Origin of the sequence: Flavobacterium sp., from assembly GCF_044373165.1 — a bacterium.
Lineage (GTDB): Bacteria > Bacteroidota > Bacteroidia > Flavobacteriales > Flavobacteriaceae > Flavobacterium.
The window spans coordinates 1-20,798 of sequence record NZ_JBILQL010000019.1 but is presented as its reverse complement, the minus strand read 5'-3'; the positions used below and the strand labels follow the sequence as shown (position 1 = coordinate 20,798).

Here is a 20,798-nt window from a genome sequence, read left to right as displayed (position 1 = left end):
CGCTTGTAAATTACTAATTTAGCTGTAGTTTTGTATGCCCTTTTTCTACTGTCAAAATCTTAGCCTTTTTTGGTGTGCTGTTTATTGATTATCAGCACATACAAAATACAAATGGCTATGAAACTATAGTAACTATTGTATATGAAATTTAAAAAATTACTCGTTGCGTTTTCTTTATTGTTTGTTGTAAATGCTTTGCAAGCCCAAAGTGTAGTGATTAACAAGTATCTCAACGGTGGTGGCACCCTTGGCGGAAGCGATGTTATTGAACTGCTTGTAATACAAGACGGAGCCAATTTACAGGGTTTATGGGTCAAAGATTTTTCCGGGAGTAATGTAAGTGATGGAGGAGGTGGATATCAATTCACGACCAATGCTTTGTGGAGTAACCTTAGAGCAGGAACTTTAATCATACTGAGAGTGGCCAATGCTACGGCTACTGATGTAACTACCAGTTGTACCGATTTTACTTTGGATGTTGGCTTAACCAATACCACTTATTTTACAGCCGGAACAGGAACAATGGATGTTGCTACCAATGACATGGTAATGATTAAAAGTGGAACGCAAGCAGGAGTCGCCAATAATATTCACACGTTAAGAGCAGGAGCAGCCGCTGCACAATGGACAGCAATTGCATCAGGGACCAGAATTGGAAACACTTTAACCGCCGGAACAGGGAATTATGCCGCCGTTAACAATGCCGGTGAAGTAATTGGCGATTTTAATTTAGGAACCACAGGGGTTACCGTTGGAACCGGTTATACATTAGGAGCGGGTAATAATGCTAACAATACCAACTTTATCAACTTTTTACGCGGTCCGGTTTCTGCTGCAGGAAGCGCTATCGGTGCTGCTGACTTTACAGCCAACTGGGCAGCTTTGACCGGAGCGGCCAGTTACATTTTAGATGTTTCTACCGCTGCCGATTTTTCCAGTTTTGTTTCAGGATACAACGGGTTGAATGTTGGAAGTGTTACTAGTTATGTGGTTTCCGGTTTATCGCCATTAACAACATATTACTATCGCGTTAGAGCAGTGAATGCAACACCTACTACCAGCGGTAATTCTTGTGCACAAACGGTAACTACTATATCCGGTGGATTTATTACGGCAGCTCCCGGGAACTGGTTTGTAGGCGCTACTTGGGTAGGAGGAATAGTGCCTTCAAGTGCTGATAATGTAACTATTGCGCACAACGTAACTAATGCTGCCAGTGCGGCAAACATTGTCCGTAATGTTGGGACTACCACAGTGGTGAATGCCGGAGTGAGTTTGTCTACCGGAGCGTTTACTTATACCAACAACGGAACGACCACCATCAACGGAACTTTTATTGTTCAAGCAGGAGGTTATGCCGCCGGAAACGATTTTGTATACGGTGGTGCCAGTACGTTAAACATGAACCACGCGACTGGTGCTTTTTACGACATCAACGCCGGACAAGCTTTTTGGCCGATAGCCAATCCGCCTTTCAATGTAACGATTAACGCTAATTCACCAACACGCTTAAACGAAGCCGTTGGACCGGTAGCCGGAACCTTAACCTTGAACAACGGAATCGACATCGCTACCGCCAATGCCTTAACGGTAAACGGCACTTTATTGATGAATACCAATGCGTTTGTCAATACCAATTCTCCTATTTACGGCAGCAGCTCTTTGTTGTCTTACAGAACCACCGGTACTTATGGCAGAGGTTTTGAGTGGTTGGCTTTAGGGATAGGTACCATTGGGGTAACCCCGGGTTATCCTAACAACATTAGAATTGGAAACAATACTACTTTAAATTACAACAACGGAACGCCTTTGGCCAAAGCTTGTTTAGGGACTTTTACCATCGATGCCGGAAGTACTTTCGACATGGCCAATGGAACACCGGGTTCTACCGGAACTTTAACCATTGGGGGTTCGGTTTCCAATTTGGGAACTTTTACTTTTCCAAATGTAGACAGCGATGTGGTGATTTTAGGCAACTTTGTCAGCTCGGGTACAGTGAACTTAGGGTCAGTGTCGGGAGCCGATTTGTATTTGAATGGCAATGCCACGATTTCAGGGACGTTTAACGGAAATAACCGTGCCGTATTTTTTACCAACAATGCCGCTACACAAGTAGTTTCAACTACTTTGAATCCGTTGACCATTCCGTATATGGTTTTCGCACCACCTTCCGGATTTGGTTCGGTGCAACTTACAGGAGCCGGGACTTTTGCTATTTCAGCTCCACTGGGTGGAAATGCCATTAGCTTTGCTACAGCATCGGATGTTTTCGATTTGAACAACGAATCGTTAACCATAGGAACAGCCGGAGTGGCAAATGTCATTTCAGGCACCGGAACTTTTAGAGGCGGAACTACTTCTTCTGCTTTGACGCTTTTAGGAACGGGCTCTATAGGAACGGTAAGATTTAGCGGTACTGCGGCACAACAAACGTTGATGAATTTTACAGTCAACCGTACTTCGGGTGCGATTGGATGCGTGTTGGGTTCGGCTTTAACCATAGGAACCAATTTGGCTTTAACGGCAGGGATTATCGACTTAGATGTGAACACCATGAGCATGAGAGCAGTAGCTACCATTACAGGGGCGAGCTCTTCCAATTATATCATAGCCGAAAATACGGGAGTGTTGAGCCGAGAGTTTACGGCTATCGGTAGTTTTATCTACCCCATTGGCGACAAAACCGGTACGATGGAATACTCACCGGCTACGATAAACATTACAGCAGGAACAGGATTAGGAACCGGCGATTATTTAGGGGTTTCAGTAATAGATGCCAAGCATCCCGATATGACCGCTTCGACCCATTTTATTTCCCGATACTGGTCGATTAGCAGAGCCGGAACTTTTACGGCCACTTACAATTTCAACGGAACTTATGTAGCCGCCGACATCAATGGTACCGAAAACACTTCATTGTCTCAGCAATGGGACGGAACGACTTGGTCAATGACCGGAACGGCTCCTTTGAGTGCTAATACAGTAACGCTTACAGGCTTAACGAATTTAACGGCTACCAACCATTGTACAGGTGGTTACCGCGATCGCGAAATCAATATCCGAATTCTTACGACCAATTATTTAAGCGGTAGCAATTATGCTTTTGCCAATACCACAGCCGGTAGCAGCACTTCGATTACGTTTACTATTGAAAACTTGGGCAATCAAAGTTTAACCATCAACGGGAATGCCTTCTCGGGGAATCCGCCTTTCAGTTTGAGTCCGGCGTTAACCTATCCTATCTCTATAGCCGGCGGGTCTACCACTACTTTTACTATCGTATTTGCCCCAACGAGTACCGGAACGTTTACCGGTAGTATCTCTTTTATCAATAACGACAGCGATGAAAACCCTTATGTGGTGAATTTTAGCGGAACCGGAACCGGAACAGCCGAATCGGATATCTTTAATGTAACTGCCAGTGAAACAGCAAATATCGCCAGTACAGTAATCGGAACAATCAGTACTGTTACTGATGGAGTACAAGTGTGGCAATTTAGAATAAGAGATGGTGGCTCCGACTTATTAGATGCGGATGTATTGCCAACCATTTTAACCGATTTGATTTTGACACAATCGGCAGGAAACCAGGTGTCTACTTGGTCAGATGCCATTGAATCTGTGGCTTTGTTTGATGGAGCTACCTTAGTGGGTTCGGGTACGGTTTCGGGCACACAAATACAATTTTCAGGAATGACTGTTTCTGTAGCCGACGGAACTGATAAAGTTATTTCAATGCGATTGACTTTAAAATGTCCATTAGGAGCCGATGCTTTCGACGGAGAAGATTTTGGGTTTTCCATAGTGAATGGAACCAATATTGTTTTCAGTCCAACCGGTTCAGGAAGATTAGTAACAGCTTACACCAGAACTTCGGCAAACTCGAGTAATGTTATTGCCGTAACGGCAACCAAACTGGTATTTACCACGCAACCCATCACTACAGGAGTTAACAGCGCCATGACCAATGTAGTGGTTAGCGCTACCGACAACTGTAATAACAGAGACCTTAATTTTACCGGAAACATCAGTATTACCAGTACAGGAACCATGACAGGATCACCCATTACGGTGGCTGCTGTGGCCGGAGTAGCTACTTTTACCGGAATAACCCACACTGTAACCGGAACCGATTTTACTTTAGGTGCAACCGCCACGGGCTTAACCGGAGCCGGCAGTACCTTGTTTGATATTTCGGTAGTAACCGTTTTAACTCCGGGCGATTTGGCGGTATTGGCTGTAAACTATAATTACGATGGTACCGGATTAGATCAAATTGCTTTTGTATGCTTCCGCGATTTATTACCGGGTACTACTTTATTCATTACCGATAATGGTTATGAGAGAAGTTTTGCCAATCTTTGGGGCGGAACAGAAGGAGTGATTACCATTACCAGAACCGGAAGCACTTTGCCTAAAGGAACAATTATTACCATTCAAACTACCAATACTTCGGTAACTTCTGCCAGCCATTATGACGTTTATACTTGTGGTGCAATTGATACCAATTGGACCAAGACAGCCATTTCTGGTAGTGGCGTTGGAGGTTTAGGAATCAATAGCGATGATGATGTTTGGTTTATGCAAGGCGGCGTTTGGACTAACGATACCGGGCATTCTTCTACCTATACCGGAAACGTATTGTACGGCTGGACAGAAAGTGGTTGGAACACTGCTCCGGGTGACGGTTTGTGTGTGCCTTCCGGCAGTGGAGCCGATGGTTGTACCCGTTGGTCTACCTTGTATCCGAGTATGGAATGTTTTAGCACCGTAGCGCCAATTGGTGACGGCCGCGTGAAATTTGATGATCCGGATGCCACCGATTTCTCAAATTTAACCAGAGGAAAATTCGATTGGATTGCACTTATTAATGACCAAGCCAATTGGGATTCTTATGCTGATAATACGGCTTATAACGCCGGAGGTTACAATTATTTAGGCGGTTGTACCTTGATTCACATAGATACCGATATTTATGTAAACGGAAAATGGAGCGGACGCCGAGACACCAACTGGTTCAACTGTGAAAACTGGGATACTTTAATAGTGCCGGATGAAACCGTTGATGTATTGGTACCCGATACTACTTATGATCGCAGAGCGGTGGTAGACGCCACGGCACCTTTTGCCAACTATTTGAATTTTATTGCTAAAGCCAGAAACTTAACCATTACGGGAGAAGGCGTGGAAGTTTCGGGTAACATTAATAATAGATTGGAAGTACACGGTAACTTAACCATTGCCAACACAGTGGTAGACGGCGCTTTAGACATGAACGACGGCAACAGTTTAACAGCCGACGGACAAATTTATTTATACGGCAACTGGACCAATAACAAAAACAACAATGCTTTTGATGAAGGCAACGGAACAGTGCATTTTGTTGGCTCACCAACGCCGCAAATTATTAACACAGTAGCGCCATTAGGGACAGAAGTATTCTATAATGTTTTAATGGACAATAACTTTACCACTTCGGTTTCTAACGATTTGGTAGCTTCAGGCGATTTGACTTTGGCCACCGGCAGAACTTTAACCGCTTCTGTGGGCGATTATATCAGAGTAAACAATCGTTTAACCAACAACGGAGACATTTTAATTAATGATGATGCACAGTTGATTCAAGTAAATGAAACCGATACCAATATCGGAGATTATACTTCAACTCCTACGAAGTTCCAAGTGAGAAGAGCGTTTACCGCCAAGCATGTGGATTATGTGTATTGGAGTGCGCCAATAGACAATTACAATGTAACCGGTTTGCCTAGTGGATGGCGTTATATTTGGAATCCTACTTTTTTAAATACCAACGGAACCATGGGGAATTGGAATGCTGCTTCCGGGTTAATGGTTAGAGGAAAAGGATATATAGCCCGTACCTTTAACGGTTCGGCCACACCAATTACCGCTACGCATACGTTCCGTCAAGGCAAACCTAATAATGGTCAGTTTACCATTCAAATCAAACGCGGTACTTATAACGGTCCCGACTATGATGCCGATCCGGTAAATACTACCAATGCGTTAACCACTAGTTATGATGACAACTGGAATTTGGTTGGAAATCCTTATCCTTCAGCCATCGATGCCGATGAGTTTATGGCTTTGAATTCGACTAGAATTGAACCGGCCATTTGGATTTGGAGACACGGTTTAGGATTGTCTAATACTACCAATCCTTATTACAGCAACTTCGGATACAGTTACCTGCCGGATTATTTAATGTACAACAGTATGGGTTCTACTGAGCCAAGTTTTAACGGAAAAATTGCTTCTGGTCAAGGCTTTATGGTAAATATGCTGCACAGTGCCGGAACCTTATTCTCATCAGGTCCGGATACTTATGCCACCGATTTAACGTTTAACAACAGTTTGCGTTTAGCAGCTGCAGACGCGATTTATGATAACTCAACTTTCTTCAGAAACAATAACACTTCTGTGAACTCGGATGCGGGCGTTCCAACAGAAGAAAAACACCGCATTTGGTTAGACATTATCAATACCACAGACGGACAAGTGGACACCACTTTGTTGGGATATTCCGCAAATTCTACTTTAGAATATGATAGCGCTTACGATTGCTTCTTTGCCCCACGCGGTAAAGTGAGTTTGTATTCGATAATTGATCAAAAACCATTTATCATTCAGGGAAGACCATTGCCATTCAATATCAGCGACCAAGTACCAATGGGTGTCAATATTGTTTCTAATGGAAATCATACTATTGCCATCAAAAAAACCGACGGTATTTTTGCAGAGGATGTTACTATTTACTTAGAAGATTTAGCCTTGAATGTAATCCACGATTTGAAACAATCGCCTTATTCTTTTAATGCTAATAAAGGAATCATAGATAACCGATTTATAATCAGATATACTAACAGCACCTTAGGGAATGAAGAGTATGAATCGCTGGCCAATACGGTAATCGTATCCGGAAATAATGGAGTACTTTCGGTTAATTCCATCAGAGAAAATATTAAAGGTATTTTGGTTTATGATGTTTTAGGCCGAGAATTATTGAATGCCAAAACGGTTAATGATCTTAGTTTCAGCAGAGGAAATATAACCCAAAGCAACCAGGCACTTATTGTAAAAGTGACGTTAGAAAACGGCGTTGTAGTCACTAAAAAGATTATTTTATAGTATTATACTGTTATTAAACGAAAAAAAAGCAATTTTTATAGAAAAAATAGTGCTCTAAAGAGTTGAAAATGTTTAATTTGCGAATCGTATCAGGATAGGTTTAAACAAATGATTATAAGAATACTACTTTCAATGTATAACACAACAAGAGCGCTACTGTTCTTGTTGTTGCTTTTACCCGTAGTCACTTTCGGGCAAGTTTCTATCACTAATGCTTCGCCATCGGTATTGCTCAACTTTTCGAACAGCATGCCCACTACTGCCGGTACTAATCCAAGTACTTCATATACCGGTGCCGGATTTTCTCCCAATCCAACCATAGCAGGACGCCTTAATTCTAATGCTTGGGAAGTAAAAGGGTTTAGTTTCGGAACCTTAAATTTTGGCGGTACTCAAACGGTTGATGCTTTTGGTCGAGGTTCGGTAACCGGCGGAGTAGTTACGCACGGAATTTATGCTTTCACCGAATTACCCGGTTCTGTGGCGAATCCGGCCTTGATGGTTCAGCCATCGGGCACTGAGTTTTCCCCGGGTTCCATCACTTTAAGAATCAGAAACAACGGGACAAGCAGTATCACACAGTTACAAGTAGAGTATGATTTGTTTGTCAGAAATGACGAAAACAAGTCGAGTTCCTTCAACTTCTCACATTCTTTGGACAATGTGGTGTATCAAGATGAATCTATGTTAGATTTCTCTTCACCCGAAACTGCCGATGCTTTGGAATGGGTTAGCGTAGGCTTATCTCCTTCAAGATCTATCATTATTACCGGTTTAAATATTGCTCCCGGAGCCTTTTATTATTTAAGATGGAGTAGTGAGGAACTAAGCGGAAGCGGGAACAGTGATGAGTTTGGCTTGGATGATATCAGAATTATTGGAACCTATGGAACCCCTGCGCCCGAGATTAATGTAACTTGTTTTTCAACCACAATTTTACACAACGATACCATACCAAGCATTTCCGACGGTACCCAGTATTCAAGTTTAGCGGCGCCAACATCAACTTTAAGCACAAGCGTTTCTCGAACTTTTGAAATTCAGAATTTGGGAGGAGCAGTTTTAACTACTTCAGGGGTAACGATCACCGGTTTGAATCCCGGCGACTTTACTGTTTTTGCCACAGGGACAGATGCTCCGGGTCCAATAGCGGCTGTGTCCGGTGGGGTTATCAGTTTAAGGCAGTTGACTATTGTTTTTGATCCCAGCGCGCCCGGACTAAGACGCGCCATTGTAAATATTGCCAGTGACGATGCCAATGAAAACCCTTATGTTTTCCACATACAAGGGTATGGTTTTGATCCGGTACCCGAAATAGACATGGTAGGACATACCGGAGGAACCGCTCCCATTCTTGACGGAAGTTTAATCCCAAATACCGGGAACAACACCTTATTTGACCCACAAACCGTAGGCGTTACCAATCAAACCAAAGATTTCAGAATCAGAAATGTGGGAACTTTAACTTTGCTCTTGACCGATCCGACTCCGTATGTAACGATAAGCGGTGCCAATCCGGGAGATTTTACTTTGGTTACTACGCCAACGTCCGGCGCTATTATCCCGGGTTCTTTCCGTACATTTTCGATTAATTTTAATCCGTCTGCACCAGGAATCAGAACCGCTATGGTATCTATTGCCAATAATGACAGTAACGAGAATCCGTATAATTTTTTGATACAAGGAAACGGTATAACCCCGGAAGCAGATATTTTTGGTAATGGTCAACCCATAGCCAGCGGTAGTACGATACCAACTTTTGTTAATGATACTTTTTTCGATTACATCAATGTGACCTCCGGAACTATTGATAGAGTATTTACTATTCAGAATACAGGAACCGCGGTATTAACCATTGGGGCGATAACAATATCAGGGGCAGCAGCTTCCGATTATACGGTAATTTCTTTACCAACCAGTCCATTGGCAGTAGGCGCTTCTACCACTTTTGCCATTCGATTTGATCCTTCTGCTATCGGACTCAGAGATGCTTTGGTTACTATAATTAATAATGATTTAAACGAAAATCCTTATACCTTCGCCATTAGTGGTTATGGTTTAGACTATACCGGTTGTGATTTTGGGGCACGAGAAACTATTGCCATTCAAGATTTTGAAACTACGCCTGCCACACCAACCTGGGGTTACACTTTAAGTGGAGCAACTGCTACCTTAACCACGGGAGTAGGTCATGCCGTTTCCGGAGACAGTGGATTGAGTAGCCGTTTTTTAGGGGCTACCGCTTTGCAAAACGCAGGAAGTGGAACAGGGGTTTTAACCATGTCTAATATCAATACCACTACCTTTAGTGACGTAGAATTGAATGTTCGACTTGGGGCTTATTCAACTTCGCTTACTAATGGTTTGGATAATACCGACAGGGTAATTGTAGCGGTAAGTACCAATGGTGGAACTACCTGGTCTAATGAAGTCCAAGTTCAAGGGCTGACGAATTCGGTTTGGAATTATACGGCCGGAATTGGCACAGCCAGTAAAAACTACACAGGATTTAATGTAGCTACTGTTTTCGCGCCGACTGTAGCGCCTTCCGGTATTAATTATCAAACTACCGAAGGATACAGCACTATAGTAGTTTCTAATCTTCCTAAAGTGGCCAACCTAGCCATTAGGGTTTCTTTGATTACTAATTCAGCGCAGGAAATTTGGGCCATAGACAATGTAACTTTGTTTGGCAGAAAGGAATTGACCTCTACTTGGGACGGATCAACCTGGAGTAACGGACAACCTACATCGGGCGTAAAAGCCATTTTAGATGCCGATTATAATACGAGTTTGCACGGCAATTTATTAGGCTGTAAATGTCAAATAAACACAGGTAGAAATCTAACCATTGACGCAGCCGACTATGCTTTGATAGAGAGTGATTTACAGAGCAGTGGTACAATTACTATTGAAAACGCCGGTAGTTTAGTCCAACGCAATGATTTTGCTATTAACTCAGGAAACCTAATTGTTAAAAGAACAACTTCACCGATGAAGCTGTATGACTATACTTATTGGTCATCGCCGGTAGGTGGGCAAACCTTGACGAATTTATCACCCCAAACTTCTCCTGATAGATTTTATGCTTTTAACCCAACTGCGGGTAATTGGCAATATACTTTAGGGACAACAGTAATGGCACCGGGGAAAGGTTATATAGTGCGTTCACCTGAATCTTTTACTGCTACAGCTGCTGTTTATAATGCGCAATTTGCCGGAAGTAACAATAATGGTTTTATTCAAACGCCAATAGTTGTTGGAGCCAGTCCATGGAATTTGATAGGGAATCCTTATGCCTCTGCAATTGATGCCGATTTGTTCTTAGGATTTGCTTCAAATACCGGTTTGGTTGGCGGAACCATTTATTTGTGGACACACAATACGGCATTTGCTAATAATGTTTATACCGTTAATGACTATGCCGTTTACAATTTATTAGGTGGAGTAGGAACAGCGGCGACCAATTTAGGGGTTAACAACACAGTACCTTCCGGGATGATAGCCTCCGGACAAGGGTTTTTTATACAAGGGTTAGCCAATGGCAATGTGACTTTTAACAACACGATGAGAGTTACCGGGAACAATACTGAATTTTTCAGAAGTCAAAACAGCTTACAGTCTAATACCGGATTAGAGCGTCATAGAATTTGGCTTAATTTGACCAATACCCAAGGGGCTTTCAAACAAACTTTGATTGGGTATGTTCAAAATGCTACCAACGAATTGGATAGGGATTTTGATGGTTCTACTTTTAGCGCAAGCAATGTTATTAATTTCTATTCGCTTTGCCTAAATAAATCTTTAGCCATACAAGGAAGAGCTTTGCCGTTTGCCAACAGTGATATGGTTCCGTTAGGATATTCTTCCAATTTGGCGGGAGAATTCAGCATTAGTTTGGAAAATTTTGACGGATTATTTACGGCTATCGAAGGGGTTTATTTAGAAGACAGACTGCAAAATGTGATTCATAATTTGAAAACAGCCCCTTATACTTTTACTACTACAACCGGTACTTTTAACTCTCGTTTTGTATTGAGATTCACCAATCAAACTTTATCGGATACTGATTTTGAAAGTGGTATTGGTTTAATAGTAGCTTCAAACAATCATCAAATTTCATTATTGAGCGACAGCGAAAACATAGCTTCCGTTGCTGTTTATGATATTTTGGGCAGACGTTTGTTGATGGTTAAAGACATTAATCGTACTTCTTATCAAACTTCTCCAATCTCCAACCCACAAACCTTAATAGTTAAGGTAACCTTTGTAAACGGTGTTACCGAAACCAGAAAGGTGATACTTCAATAATTATCCGGGTTGTTTTTACAGGTTTTTATTGGTATTGACAATGGCTTGTTCGTTTTTATAATCAATCCATTTTTGTCCTTTACAATGGCGCATTAAGTTGTCGAAATGGCGCATGATAAAAACGTTATATGCAGCTTTAGACAAATGATTCCAACTTCTTGGGAAAGCTCTCAAACTCATCGAAAAACCCGGTGTAACATATTTCATATAATGCCAATAGCCTTCGGGCATGTAGAGCATTTCACCATGTTTTAAATCGGTTACCAGTCCTTTTGCTTTTTTTAATGCCGGCCATTGGTCAAAATCGGGTTGGTCAAAATCGATGTCTTCTCTCGCAATCAAAGCATGCGGTACTTTATACAGATAAGGCGATTGGTCGGGCGCAAAAAGCACACATCTTTTTTTACCGTGAAAGTGAAAGTGCAGTATGTTTGAGTAATCAATGTCGTAATGCATGAAAACTTTTGAATTTTCTCCGCCAAAGAAAAGCATGGGCAATTGTTTAACCAATTTCAAACCGATATCCGGCCATTTGAAATCGTTTTTCAACACCGGAACTTCTCTCATTAAGTTGTATAAGAAAATGCGATAATTGGTAGGTTTAGTGTTTAGCAAGTTGATGTAATCGCTCATTTTCATTTTTGCGTGGGCTTCGTTGAAACCGTCTTTGTGCGAAACCGGGCGGTCATCATATAGCGGAACTGTTTTTTCTCCCGCTACTTGTTTAATATATTCCAGATTCCATTTTTCATAAGCCGGCCAATCAGCAGTAAGTTGTTCTACTACAACGGGCTTTTGCTTTTTTACATACAGGTTGTAAAAATCCTCTTTTGAAATGGTTTTTACGCGTTCAATTTCTGTTAGGTTTAGCGACATAGACTGTTCAGGTAAAAAGAAAAAAAAACTCTCGGTAAGGATACCGAGAGCAAAGTTATAAAAAGCTAAACAAATTATTAATCTTTAGGATAATGTTAACTTATTTGCCTTTGGTTGACGCTTCCAGATTGCGTTCAATAGTATGTCCAGGTCTCGACCATTTTGGTTTTTCGCCTAAGGGTTGGTATTGAGAATCTTCGGCTTCAACCGTTTTGGGTTGCATGATTTTGATGAATGGTTTTTGCGGCTGCAATCCTAAGGTTTCAAACATTTTCATGTCTTCATTCACATCCGGATTGGGTGTAGTTAACAATTTATCACCGGCAAAAATGGAGTTGGCGCCGGCAAAGAAGCACATGGCTTGTCCTTCGCGTGACATTTCGGTTCTTCCGGCTGACAAACGTACTTGGGTTTCCGGCATCACGATACGGGTTGTGGCTACCATACGGATCATTTCCCAAATGGCTACCGGTTTTTCGTTTTCCATCGGCGTTCCGTCAACAGCTACTAAAGCATTAATTGGCACCGATTCGGGTTGTGGATTTAAGGTTGACAAAGCCACTAACATTCCTGCTCTGTCTTCTATACTTTCTCCCATTCCGATGATTCCGCCACTGCATACCGTAACGTTGGTTTTACGGACGTTTTCTATGGTTTGCAAACGGTCTTCAAAACCGCGGGTAGAAATCACTTCTTTATAATATTCTTCCGAAGTATCTAAATTGTGGTTGTAGGCGTATAGTCCGGCTTCCGCCAATCGTTTGGCTTGATTTTCGGTAAGCATTCCCAAAGTACAACACACTTCCATATCAAGTTTGTTGATGGTTCTCACCATTTCCAAAACTTGGTCAAATTCTTCCCCATCTTTCACATTACGCCAAGCCGCGCCCATGCAAACTCTGGATGAACCATTTGATTTAGCTCTTAAGGCTTGTGCTTTGACTTGACTTACAGTCATTAAATCGTTGCCTTCTATGTTGGTGTGATAGCGAGCGGCTTGTGGGCAATAGCCACAATCTTCGGGGCAACCGCCGGTTTTGATAGACAGCAAGGTAGAAACTTGTACCACATTTTGGTCGTGATGTTCTCTGTGTATCGAAGCGGCTTCATAGAGTAAATCCATTAATGGTTTATTGTATATAGCGATGATTTCTTCTTTAGTCCAATTGTGTTTTGTAATACTCATAGGTGCTAATTTATATTGCCTCAAAAGTAGGTAATTTGTCTTTAAGTTACAATTTTGCCAAGGAGAAAAGGCTAGTAATTAATCGGAAGTAGCGGTTTTATTCCGCCAAAGTTGCATAGCAATAAATACGATGATTACTGCGGAGGCAATTCCTTCAAACAAAAGACCAAAGGCATATTGATTGGCGGTTGGGTTTCCGCCGAAAATAAATTCACCCGACAGGTTGTTAATATAATCATCTCCGCCTCGCGCATAAATATAGATCAGTAATCCCAGAACGCTCAAGAATACTCCTAATATGGCTGTTAATCCGGCCGAAATTAAGTTGAATACATAGCCCGATTTGCCTTCTTGAAAATTGGTTTTTAGGGTACGCCGAACACCATAATACACAAAAACGGCATTTAGCATTCTGAGGTATATCTCTTTTGACAAACCCATCAGTTCCATGATTATGAAATAGAGTGCAATACCGATAAAAATTAAGAGACCGTTGAAGAGTTCTTTAGGAAGTTTCATTTGGATAGCTTTTAAGTGAATAAACACAACGAGTCTATCAAAATTAGTGAATTATTTCAGGGGAATACTTTCTTTTAACATAAAATAAAAATATAGAGTACTGAAAATCAATTTTTTATAATTTTATTTTAGCGTCGCAATGAATGATTTTGCGTTGGTTTTATCGGTGTTAAGTTGCTCTTTTAGTGAATCAAGTGAGGGAAATTTCTCTTCGTTGCGCAAGCGTTTTAATAAAGAAACCGTTATTTTTTGTCCGTAAATATCTTCGTTAAAGTCAAAGAAGTGAATTTCTATGGTTTGATTTGTACCGTTAACTGTAGGGCGATGACCTATATTCATCATCCCGAAAACGGTTTGGCCGTTAAGAACGCATTGGGCAACATAAACGCCATTTTGCGGAATGAGCTTGTAGTCTTCTTCCAAAGTAATGTTGGCTGTAGGATATCCAATGGTTCTTCCCAATTGTTGTCCTTTAGTCACTAATCCGGTCAACGAATAAGGATAACCCAGGTATTCGTTAGCGCGTTCGATATTGCCTTCTGCCAGAGCTGTTCGAATTTTGGTTGAGCTAATGGAAACCTCGTTGATTTGTTTCACGGTGATTTGTTCAACTTCAAAGCCGTAGGTTTCTCCAAAAGTTTTCAGGTCATTAATATCGGCGGTTCGGTTTCTCCCGAAACGATGGTCATAACCAATGATTATTTTTTTCAGGTGAAATGTATCTACCAAAACTTCTTTAACAAACTCTTCGGCTGTCATTCGGGAAAAGTCTTTATCGAATGGGTGAACTACTAAATTATCAATACCTAAATTTTCCAGAAGCGATATTTTTTCGTTTAAGGTGTTGAGTTGCTTCATTTCGCTGCCTTCTTGTAAAACCATTCTCGGATGGGGAAAAAAGGTTAAGACCAAACTTTCAGAATCACTGGATTTCGCAGCTGAAATAATTTGTTCCAGTATTTTTTGATGCCCTAGATGAACCCCGTCAAAAGTACCTATAGTTACTATGGTTTTGTTTTTTGGTTTGAAGGCATGAATAGAAAGATGTGTTTTCAAAAGCAGATTTTTTACAAAAGTAAATTTTATTTTAAAAGAAAAGAGGATTGAAAATGAATTCAATCCTCTTTTCTTGAGAAAGTTTAATTAATTACTCTTTAATAAAACGCAATGTTTTGGTTTGCGTTCCGTTAGACACAGTAATCAAGTAAACGCCACTGCTGTAATTTGTAGTATCGATAGCTAAATCATCAACACTTGCGATATTTTTTTGAGCGACGGTTTGTCCTAAATAGTTGTAGATAGTAACCTCTTTAATCATTTCGATTCCGGATGGAACTGCAATGTTCAATATGCTTTTTGTTGGGTTAGGATAAACATAAATGTCATTTAATGTTTCAAAGTCTTCGTTGCTTAAAACATTTACAGTGAACAATTTAGTTTCAGATGCCCCAAAAGAAGCTCCTGAAGCTACAGTAGTAAGACCATCGGTTGATTTGATATCATAAAAACCTGCCCCAAAGTTACAACACAATCCATCAGAATAAGCATCGTTGATAGTAAAAGTATAACAGTTATTGTTAGCTAAAGTCCAGTTTTGAGTAAAAATTGCAGGGAGTGTTGTAGTATTGGTGTAAGGACCACCACTGTACAAAATTGTTCCGGATTGATTGGTTAAATTCCATGTAGTTTCAGAACCATATCGGTCTCTTTGTAATCTGAAAACGTAATTGTTGAACGTGTAATTTGTTGGGGCACCCGGTGCTGTATAGGCAACAGATACAGTGTTGTTAGTACTTCTTTGATCAGTTACACCATTAGCGGTAGTGATGGTTCCGTTAAATGTACCATTGACAGCATTGGTAATCGGCATGTCAAAAGTGGCAAATTTATTTGGTGCTAAACTTCCTGTCCATGGGTAAGTGTAGTTAGTACCACCGTTAATGTTATAAGAAATAACTGCTGCGGTTAAATTAGCTGTTCCTCGATTGTAAATGGTTAGCTTAATAGTTGCTGAAGAACCAGCGCCACAACCACTGGTTGCTCCGGCACAAACATTTTCCAATTTTAATTCAGCATCATTAGCGAATAAAGGAATTGCAATATCTCTGGTAGAAGTTTTTAAGGTAACTCTTCGCGTTGCATTGTTCATTACAGTTGTAATTCTTGTTTTTTGATCAGCAGTAAAGATGTTCATACAAGCATCATCGGTGTAGTCCATGTAATTTTCAATCATGTCATTTCCGGGTTGTGACGGACACGAATTTGTGCCAGTTGGACAACCGTAATTTGGTGCACCTGCTCTTGGGGTGTCATTACAATAGTCATCTGCAACACAAGCTGTTCCGTCTTCTGCCCATATGTGACGTAAACCTAAATAATGTCCTACTTCATGCGTCATGGTTCTTCCTTTGTCGAAAGAGAAATCTGCATATAAGCCGCCAGGGAAAATTGTTCTTGATCCAAAATAAGAGTAATTAGAAACTACACCATCAGTCTCGGCCGCACCACCACTGGCATTTAAACCAGTTAAAGTAGAGTTGCTTGGGAATTGAGCGTATCCTAATAAAGTTGCGTCTGAGAATTGTACACTCCACATGTTCATATAAAGCGTTGGATCCCAAATGGTATTTGGTTTAACAGTGCTGTTAATGGCTGCAGTCGTCCATGAGGATTGGCAAAGGTTGTGTCTAACAATACCATTGGTTGGGTTTCCGTTCGGGTCAACTTTGGCTAATGCAAATTGTACCATAGTATCAGCACCAACAGCATTACTGTTAAAACCTGGTGTTCCGGCCAAACGTCTGAAGTCTTGATTCAATACTGTGATTTGTGATTCAACTTGTTCATCAGGAATGTTTGGCGCTACACCTACAGCTTGACCGCTGTGGATAACGTGAACTACAACAGGGATTGTAATAACACCTCCCGATTGAGAGCGGTATTCCGGACTAGCTTTGTATTTTTCGATTAAAGGCGCAATCCATGCTTCGAACTCAGCATTTGTGGCTCTTTTTGGGTCGTTTTCTTGTAGAAAATGTTCGTATTCTGTAGATGCACAACGAATTAATCCGCTAGGTGAGGTAGTAGTAACGGGTTTCCCGAAAAGAGTTTTTTGTTTTGCTTCTTGACTGTAACCTAAATTAAAGGATAACAGCAGTAGCAAAGACATAAAAGTAATTTTTTTCATGATTTTAAGTTTGTGATAGTAAGATAACTAATAGCGCGTAAAAGTAAAAAAAAATCAATTCCTTCATAAAAAAAATTAAATAAAAAGTTTTTTTTTAACAAATTTGATGAATGTTTGGCAGAAACCTCTTATCTCACTTTGTTATGGAAGGCTATTTTGCTTAAAATAAGGCTGTTCTGTAGCTTATAACAGACAGTTGTGGCCTATATATTGAGGTGATTCTCATAGGTGAAATGAGCAGTAATTGGTTATTTTCCGTTAAAACTGTTCATGGTGTTGTTTAGTCCCGCCAAGGCAAAAGATTCAATGATTTGTTGGGCCATTTCATAGCGTTCGGGCAGTTTGTTTTTTTCTGCTTCGGTCCATTCTCCTAATACGTAATCTACTTGTTGGCCTTTTTTGAACTCGTCACTGATGCCAAATCGAAACCGCGGATATTCGGTAGAGTTTAAAATCAGTTGGATGTTTTTTAGGCCATTATGACCGCCATCGCTGCCTTTGCCTTTGATGCGGATTGTGCCGAAGGGCAAATTCAAATCATCGGTAATGACCAATACGTTTTCTTTGGCAATGTTTTCTTTTTCCATCCAATAGTGTACGGCTTTCCCGCTGAGGTTCATGTAAGTATTGGGTTTTAAAAGAATCAGCTTTCTGCCTTTAACGCTATACTCGGTGATAGCGCCTAGTTTGGCGGTTTCAAAAGACAAGCCGTGTTGCTGGGCTACAAAATCTAAAATTTTAAAGCCAATGTTGTGTCGGGTATTTACATATTCGGCACCGATGTTTCCGAGACCTACGATGAGGAATTTCTTCATTTCCAATTTGTTTTCAGAAGTTGTTGTATTGGTAAATAATTGGGTCAACCATTTCATGAGGCAAAAGTAGCTAATTTGAAGATGAGATAATTTGAAAATTTAAAAATTCACAAAGAAGCCATTAGGCGGTCATTTAGCCCCGACAGAAGCAACTACCGCGTAGTGCAGATGGTGGGAATAGGGTGGCCAAGAATGCCCGTCTCGTCCCAAGAGACGAGATCGCTCCAAAATAAAAAAGCCCCGTTTTTCAACGAGGCTTTCAGTATAACTTGGAAATAAATTATTTTTTCTTTCCTTTTGCCGGAGCTTTGGCTGCTTTGGCTGCTTCTTGAGCGGCTTTCATAGCGGCACGTGAAATCTTCACTTGACAAACCACGGTGTTGTCCGGGTGCATCAATTTGAAGTTTTTAGTCTCCAATTTGGTAACGTATAATTTGTTACCCATTTGCAATTCAGAGATGTTAGCTTCTACAAAATCAGGAAGGTTTTTAGGTAGCGCTTTTACTTTTAATCTTCTTTGGTTCAAACGCAAATCACCTCCTAATAATACCCCTGGAGAAGTGCCTGTAATTTTCACAGGAACTTCCATAATGATTTCTTTGCTGTCGTTTAATTGAAAGAAATCAATGTGTAAAATTTTGTCAGACACCGGGTGGAACTGAATGTCTTGAAGAATAACATTGGTAGTTTTTCCAGCCAAATCAACTACAACAGTGTGTGCGTTTGGAGTGTAAACCAAGTTTTTGAATGCTTTTTCTTCTGCTGCAAAATGCTGTGGTGTAGTTCCTCCGTAAATAACGCAAGGGACCATTCCAGCATCACGTAAGGCTTTAGTAGCTTTTTTGCCTACGCTTTCTCTTTCTTGTCCTTTAATCGTAATCGATTTCATTGTAAAAATATATAGTTAATAATAAAATACTTTTTTGAGCTGTCAGCTATTGGCTGTTAGCTTTTTTGGCGTTCCCTTTCATGTCGGGCTTTTCGTCTCGTTTTTGACAAGACTCCAATCCTTAACGCAATCTTTTTTTACATCAAGTTAGCTAATAGCTAACCGCTGAAAGCTGACCGCTACATCAAAAACTTCCCGCTTATAGAGTTGTTGTGTTGCACCATGTGCATTACTTCGGCGAAGAGCGGTGCACAACTCACCACTTTTATTTTGTTGGATTCTTTCTTTAACGGAATAGAATCGGTCACAATCAATTCTGACAACTTAGAGTTCTCAATTTTTTCGTACGCTTCTCCGGAAAGGATAGCATGAGTACAAATCGCTCTAACGCTTAAAGCGCCTTTTTCCATCATCAAATCGGCGGCTTTGGCTAAAGTGCCTCCGGTATCGATCATGTCGTCTACCAAAATCACATTTCTGCCTTTAACCTCTCCAATCAACTCCATCGTATCAATAACGTTGGCTACTTTTCTTTGTTTGTAACAAATTACTACGTCAGATTCTAAAAATTTAGAATAGGCATAAGCTCTTTTGGAACCGCCCATGTCCGGAGAAGCAATTGTTAAATTGTCTAACTGCAAACTCTTTACATAGGGTAAAAAGATAGTCGAGGCAAACAAATGGTCGACCGGTTTTTCAAAGAAACCTTGAATCTGATCGGCATGTAAATCCATGGTCATGATTCGGGTGGCTCCGGCAGTTTCCAATAGTTTGGCTACTAACTTGGCGCCAATTGGTACTCTAGGCTTGTCTTTTCGGTCTTGTCTGGCCCATCCAAAATAGGGAATTACGGGAGTAATGTGTCGGGCTGAGGCGCGTTTTGCGGCATCAATCATTAACAATAGCTCCATTAAATTGTCGGCACTCGGAAAGGTAGAGCAAACAATAAAAACACGTAATCCTCTAATGGATTCTTCAAACGAAGGCTGAAATTCGCCATCACTATATTTTGAGAACGTAACTTTACCTAGTGGAACACCATAGTTTTTGGCTATTTGTTCGGCTAAGTGGACGCTTTGAGAACAGGCAAATATCTTTGCTTCGGGTTCGAAATGCGACATTGTAATTTGTTGTTTTATTCCGCGGGACCTACTGTTCAATGGGTTCTTTTATCAAATAAAAACCTAAAGGGTATAAATGCCTCGGATGTAGTTAGTTAGTTGTGTGTTGCTTTAACGCGGTGCAAATTTAGAAATTAAATCCGAGTCTGAAAGTATTTTTTTAGCTATTTTTTTGATGGTGTGACAAAAATTTATTTACATTTGCACCCACAAAACACCAAAAGTGTCCAAAATGCGATTGCCCGGATGGCGGAATTGGTAGACGCGCACGACTCAAACTCGTGTTCTTAGGAGTGTGGGTTCGATTCCCACTCCGGGTACTTTAAAAACCTCAAGCTATGTATAATAGTTTGAGGTTTTTTATTTTTTGTATAATTTGATTGCTGTAGAACTCATATATGTATCTCTCTTTTTCTATCAATATGCGGTTTTTAAAAACTTAAAAATCAATCACATACATTAAATACTTTTTTTCTTTTGCCTTTTAAAATTCTATAAATTAGAAAGCTTAATTGGTTTTCACTCCATTTTTTGTTATAATTTTATACCTTGTAAGTATTGTATACCTTATTTATGTTTATGGATAGGTTTATAAATTCTTGTAGAATTGTAATTGTTATTTATTGGTAGAACAACCTTTAACGGTTAACCCATTACCAACGGTGGCTGCTTTAGCGGATTACCAAATCTGTGAGGCCGACCCATCGGGAGTGAATGATGGCTTTGAGGTGTTTGACCTGACAAGTCA

At 40.7% G+C, this 20,798-nt stretch carries 10 protein-coding genes and 1 tRNA gene; 3 read left to right on the top strand and 8 right to left on the bottom strand.

Annotation, left to right across the window (positions count from 1 at the left end; translation table 11 throughout):
* Nucleotides 1-141 precede the first annotated feature (141 nt).
* The gene (locus ACIQ32_RS04455) at nucleotides 142-7,146 is read left to right on the top strand and encodes a choice-of-anchor D domain-containing protein (protein WP_396194488.1); all 7,005 of its coding nucleotides are present in this window, start codon (nucleotides 142-144) and stop codon (nucleotides 7,144-7,146) included.
* A 132-nt stretch (nucleotides 7,147-7,278) separates the two neighbouring features.
* Nucleotides 7,279-11,457 (top strand): choice-of-anchor D domain-containing protein, encoded by a 4,179-nt coding sequence (locus ACIQ32_RS04450; RefSeq protein ID WP_396194486.1) that lies wholly within the window; start codon nucleotides 7,279-7,281, stop codon nucleotides 11,455-11,457.
* 15 nt (nucleotides 11,458-11,472) lie between these two features.
* Here ACIQ32_RS04450 and ACIQ32_RS04445 read toward each other — a convergent pair whose 3' ends face one another.
* The 8 genes from ACIQ32_RS04445 to ACIQ32_RS04410 all read right to left on the bottom strand — a co-directional run bounded on the left by ACIQ32_RS04445 (nucleotide 11,473) and on the right by ACIQ32_RS04410 (nucleotide 20,050).
* Nucleotides 11,473-12,333: a cupin-like domain-containing protein gene (locus ACIQ32_RS04445; protein WP_396194485.1), complete on the bottom strand. Its 861-nt coding sequence runs from the start codon at nucleotides 12,331-12,333 to the stop codon at nucleotides 11,473-11,475.
* A 100-nt stretch (nucleotides 12,334-12,433) separates the two neighbouring features.
* Nucleotides 12,434-13,519, bottom strand: a complete 1,086-nt coding sequence (bioB, locus tag ACIQ32_RS04440) for a biotin synthase BioB (RefSeq protein WP_396194484.1) — start codon at nucleotides 13,517-13,519, stop codon at nucleotides 12,434-12,436.
* A gap of 78 nt (nucleotides 13,520-13,597) precedes the next feature.
* The gene (locus tag ACIQ32_RS04435; protein ID WP_396194483.1) at nucleotides 13,598-14,038 is read right to left on the bottom strand and encodes a hypothetical protein; all 441 of its coding nucleotides are present in this window, start codon (nucleotides 14,036-14,038) and stop codon (nucleotides 13,598-13,600) included.
* A gap of 123 nt (nucleotides 14,039-14,161) precedes the next feature.
* Nucleotides 14,162-15,094 (bottom strand): bifunctional riboflavin kinase/FAD synthetase, encoded by a 933-nt coding sequence (locus tag ACIQ32_RS04430; protein ID WP_396194482.1) that lies wholly within the window; start codon nucleotides 15,092-15,094, stop codon nucleotides 14,162-14,164.
* Between the two features lie 91 nt (nucleotides 15,095-15,185).
* Entirely contained in the window at nucleotides 15,186-17,225 is a 2,040-nt protein-coding gene (locus ACIQ32_RS04425; protein WP_396194481.1) for a M43 family zinc metalloprotease, read from the bottom strand.
* 248 nt (nucleotides 17,226-17,473) lie between these two features.
* Entirely contained in the window at nucleotides 17,474-18,097 is a 624-nt protein-coding gene (pth, locus tag ACIQ32_RS04420) for an aminoacyl-tRNA hydrolase (RefSeq protein WP_396194480.1), read from the bottom strand.
* A gap of 223 nt (nucleotides 18,098-18,320) precedes the next feature.
* Nucleotides 18,321-18,929: a 50S ribosomal protein L25/general stress protein Ctc gene (locus ACIQ32_RS04415; RefSeq protein ID WP_396194479.1), complete on the bottom strand. Its 609-nt coding sequence runs from the start codon at nucleotides 18,927-18,929 to the stop codon at nucleotides 18,321-18,323.
* A 179-nt stretch (nucleotides 18,930-19,108) separates the two neighbouring features.
* Nucleotides 19,109-20,050 (bottom strand): ribose-phosphate pyrophosphokinase, encoded by a 942-nt coding sequence (locus tag ACIQ32_RS04410; RefSeq protein ID WP_396194478.1) that lies wholly within the window; start codon nucleotides 20,048-20,050, stop codon nucleotides 19,109-19,111.
* Nucleotides 20,051-20,290: 240 nt separating this feature from the next.
* On the opposite strand from ACIQ32_RS04410, the gene ACIQ32_RS04405 reads away from it, so the two are divergent.
* Nucleotides 20,291-20,370 (top strand) — tRNA-Leu (locus tag ACIQ32_RS04405).
* The last annotated feature ends 428 nt before the right edge of the window (nucleotides 20,371-20,798 follow it).

Excerpts from the sequence above, each read along its gene's own strand:
- ACIQ32_RS04455 (WP_396194488.1), top strand. The coding sequence starts at position 142 with ATGAAATTTAAAAAATTACTCGTTGCGTTTTCTTTATTGTTTGTTGTA.
- ACIQ32_RS04450 (WP_396194486.1), top strand. The coding sequence starts at position 7,279 with ATGTATAACACAACAAGAGCGCTACTGTTCTTGTTGTTGCTTTTACCC.
- ACIQ32_RS04445 (WP_396194485.1), bottom strand. The coding sequence starts at position 12,333 with ATGTCGCTAAACCTAACAGAAATTGAACGCGTAAAAACCATTTCAAAA.
- bioB (WP_396194484.1), bottom strand. The coding sequence starts at position 13,519 with ATGAGTATTACAAAACACAATTGGACTAAAGAAGAAATCATCGCTATA.
- ACIQ32_RS04435 (WP_396194483.1), bottom strand. The coding sequence starts at position 14,038 with ATGAAACTTCCTAAAGAACTCTTCAACGGTCTCTTAATTTTTATCGGT.
- ACIQ32_RS04425 (WP_396194481.1), bottom strand. The coding sequence starts at position 17,225 with ATGAAAAAAATTACTTTTATGTCTTTGCTACTGCTGTTATCCTTTAAT.
- pth (WP_396194480.1), bottom strand. The coding sequence starts at position 18,097 with ATGAAATGGTTGACCCAATTATTTACCAATACAACAACTTCTGAAAAC.
- ACIQ32_RS04415 (WP_396194479.1), bottom strand. The coding sequence starts at position 18,929 with ATGAAATCGATTACGATTAAAGGACAAGAAAGAGAAAGCGTAGGCAAA.
- ACIQ32_RS04410 (WP_396194478.1), bottom strand. The coding sequence starts at position 20,050 with ATGTCGCATTTCGAACCCGAAGCAAAGATATTTGCCTGTTCTCAAAGC.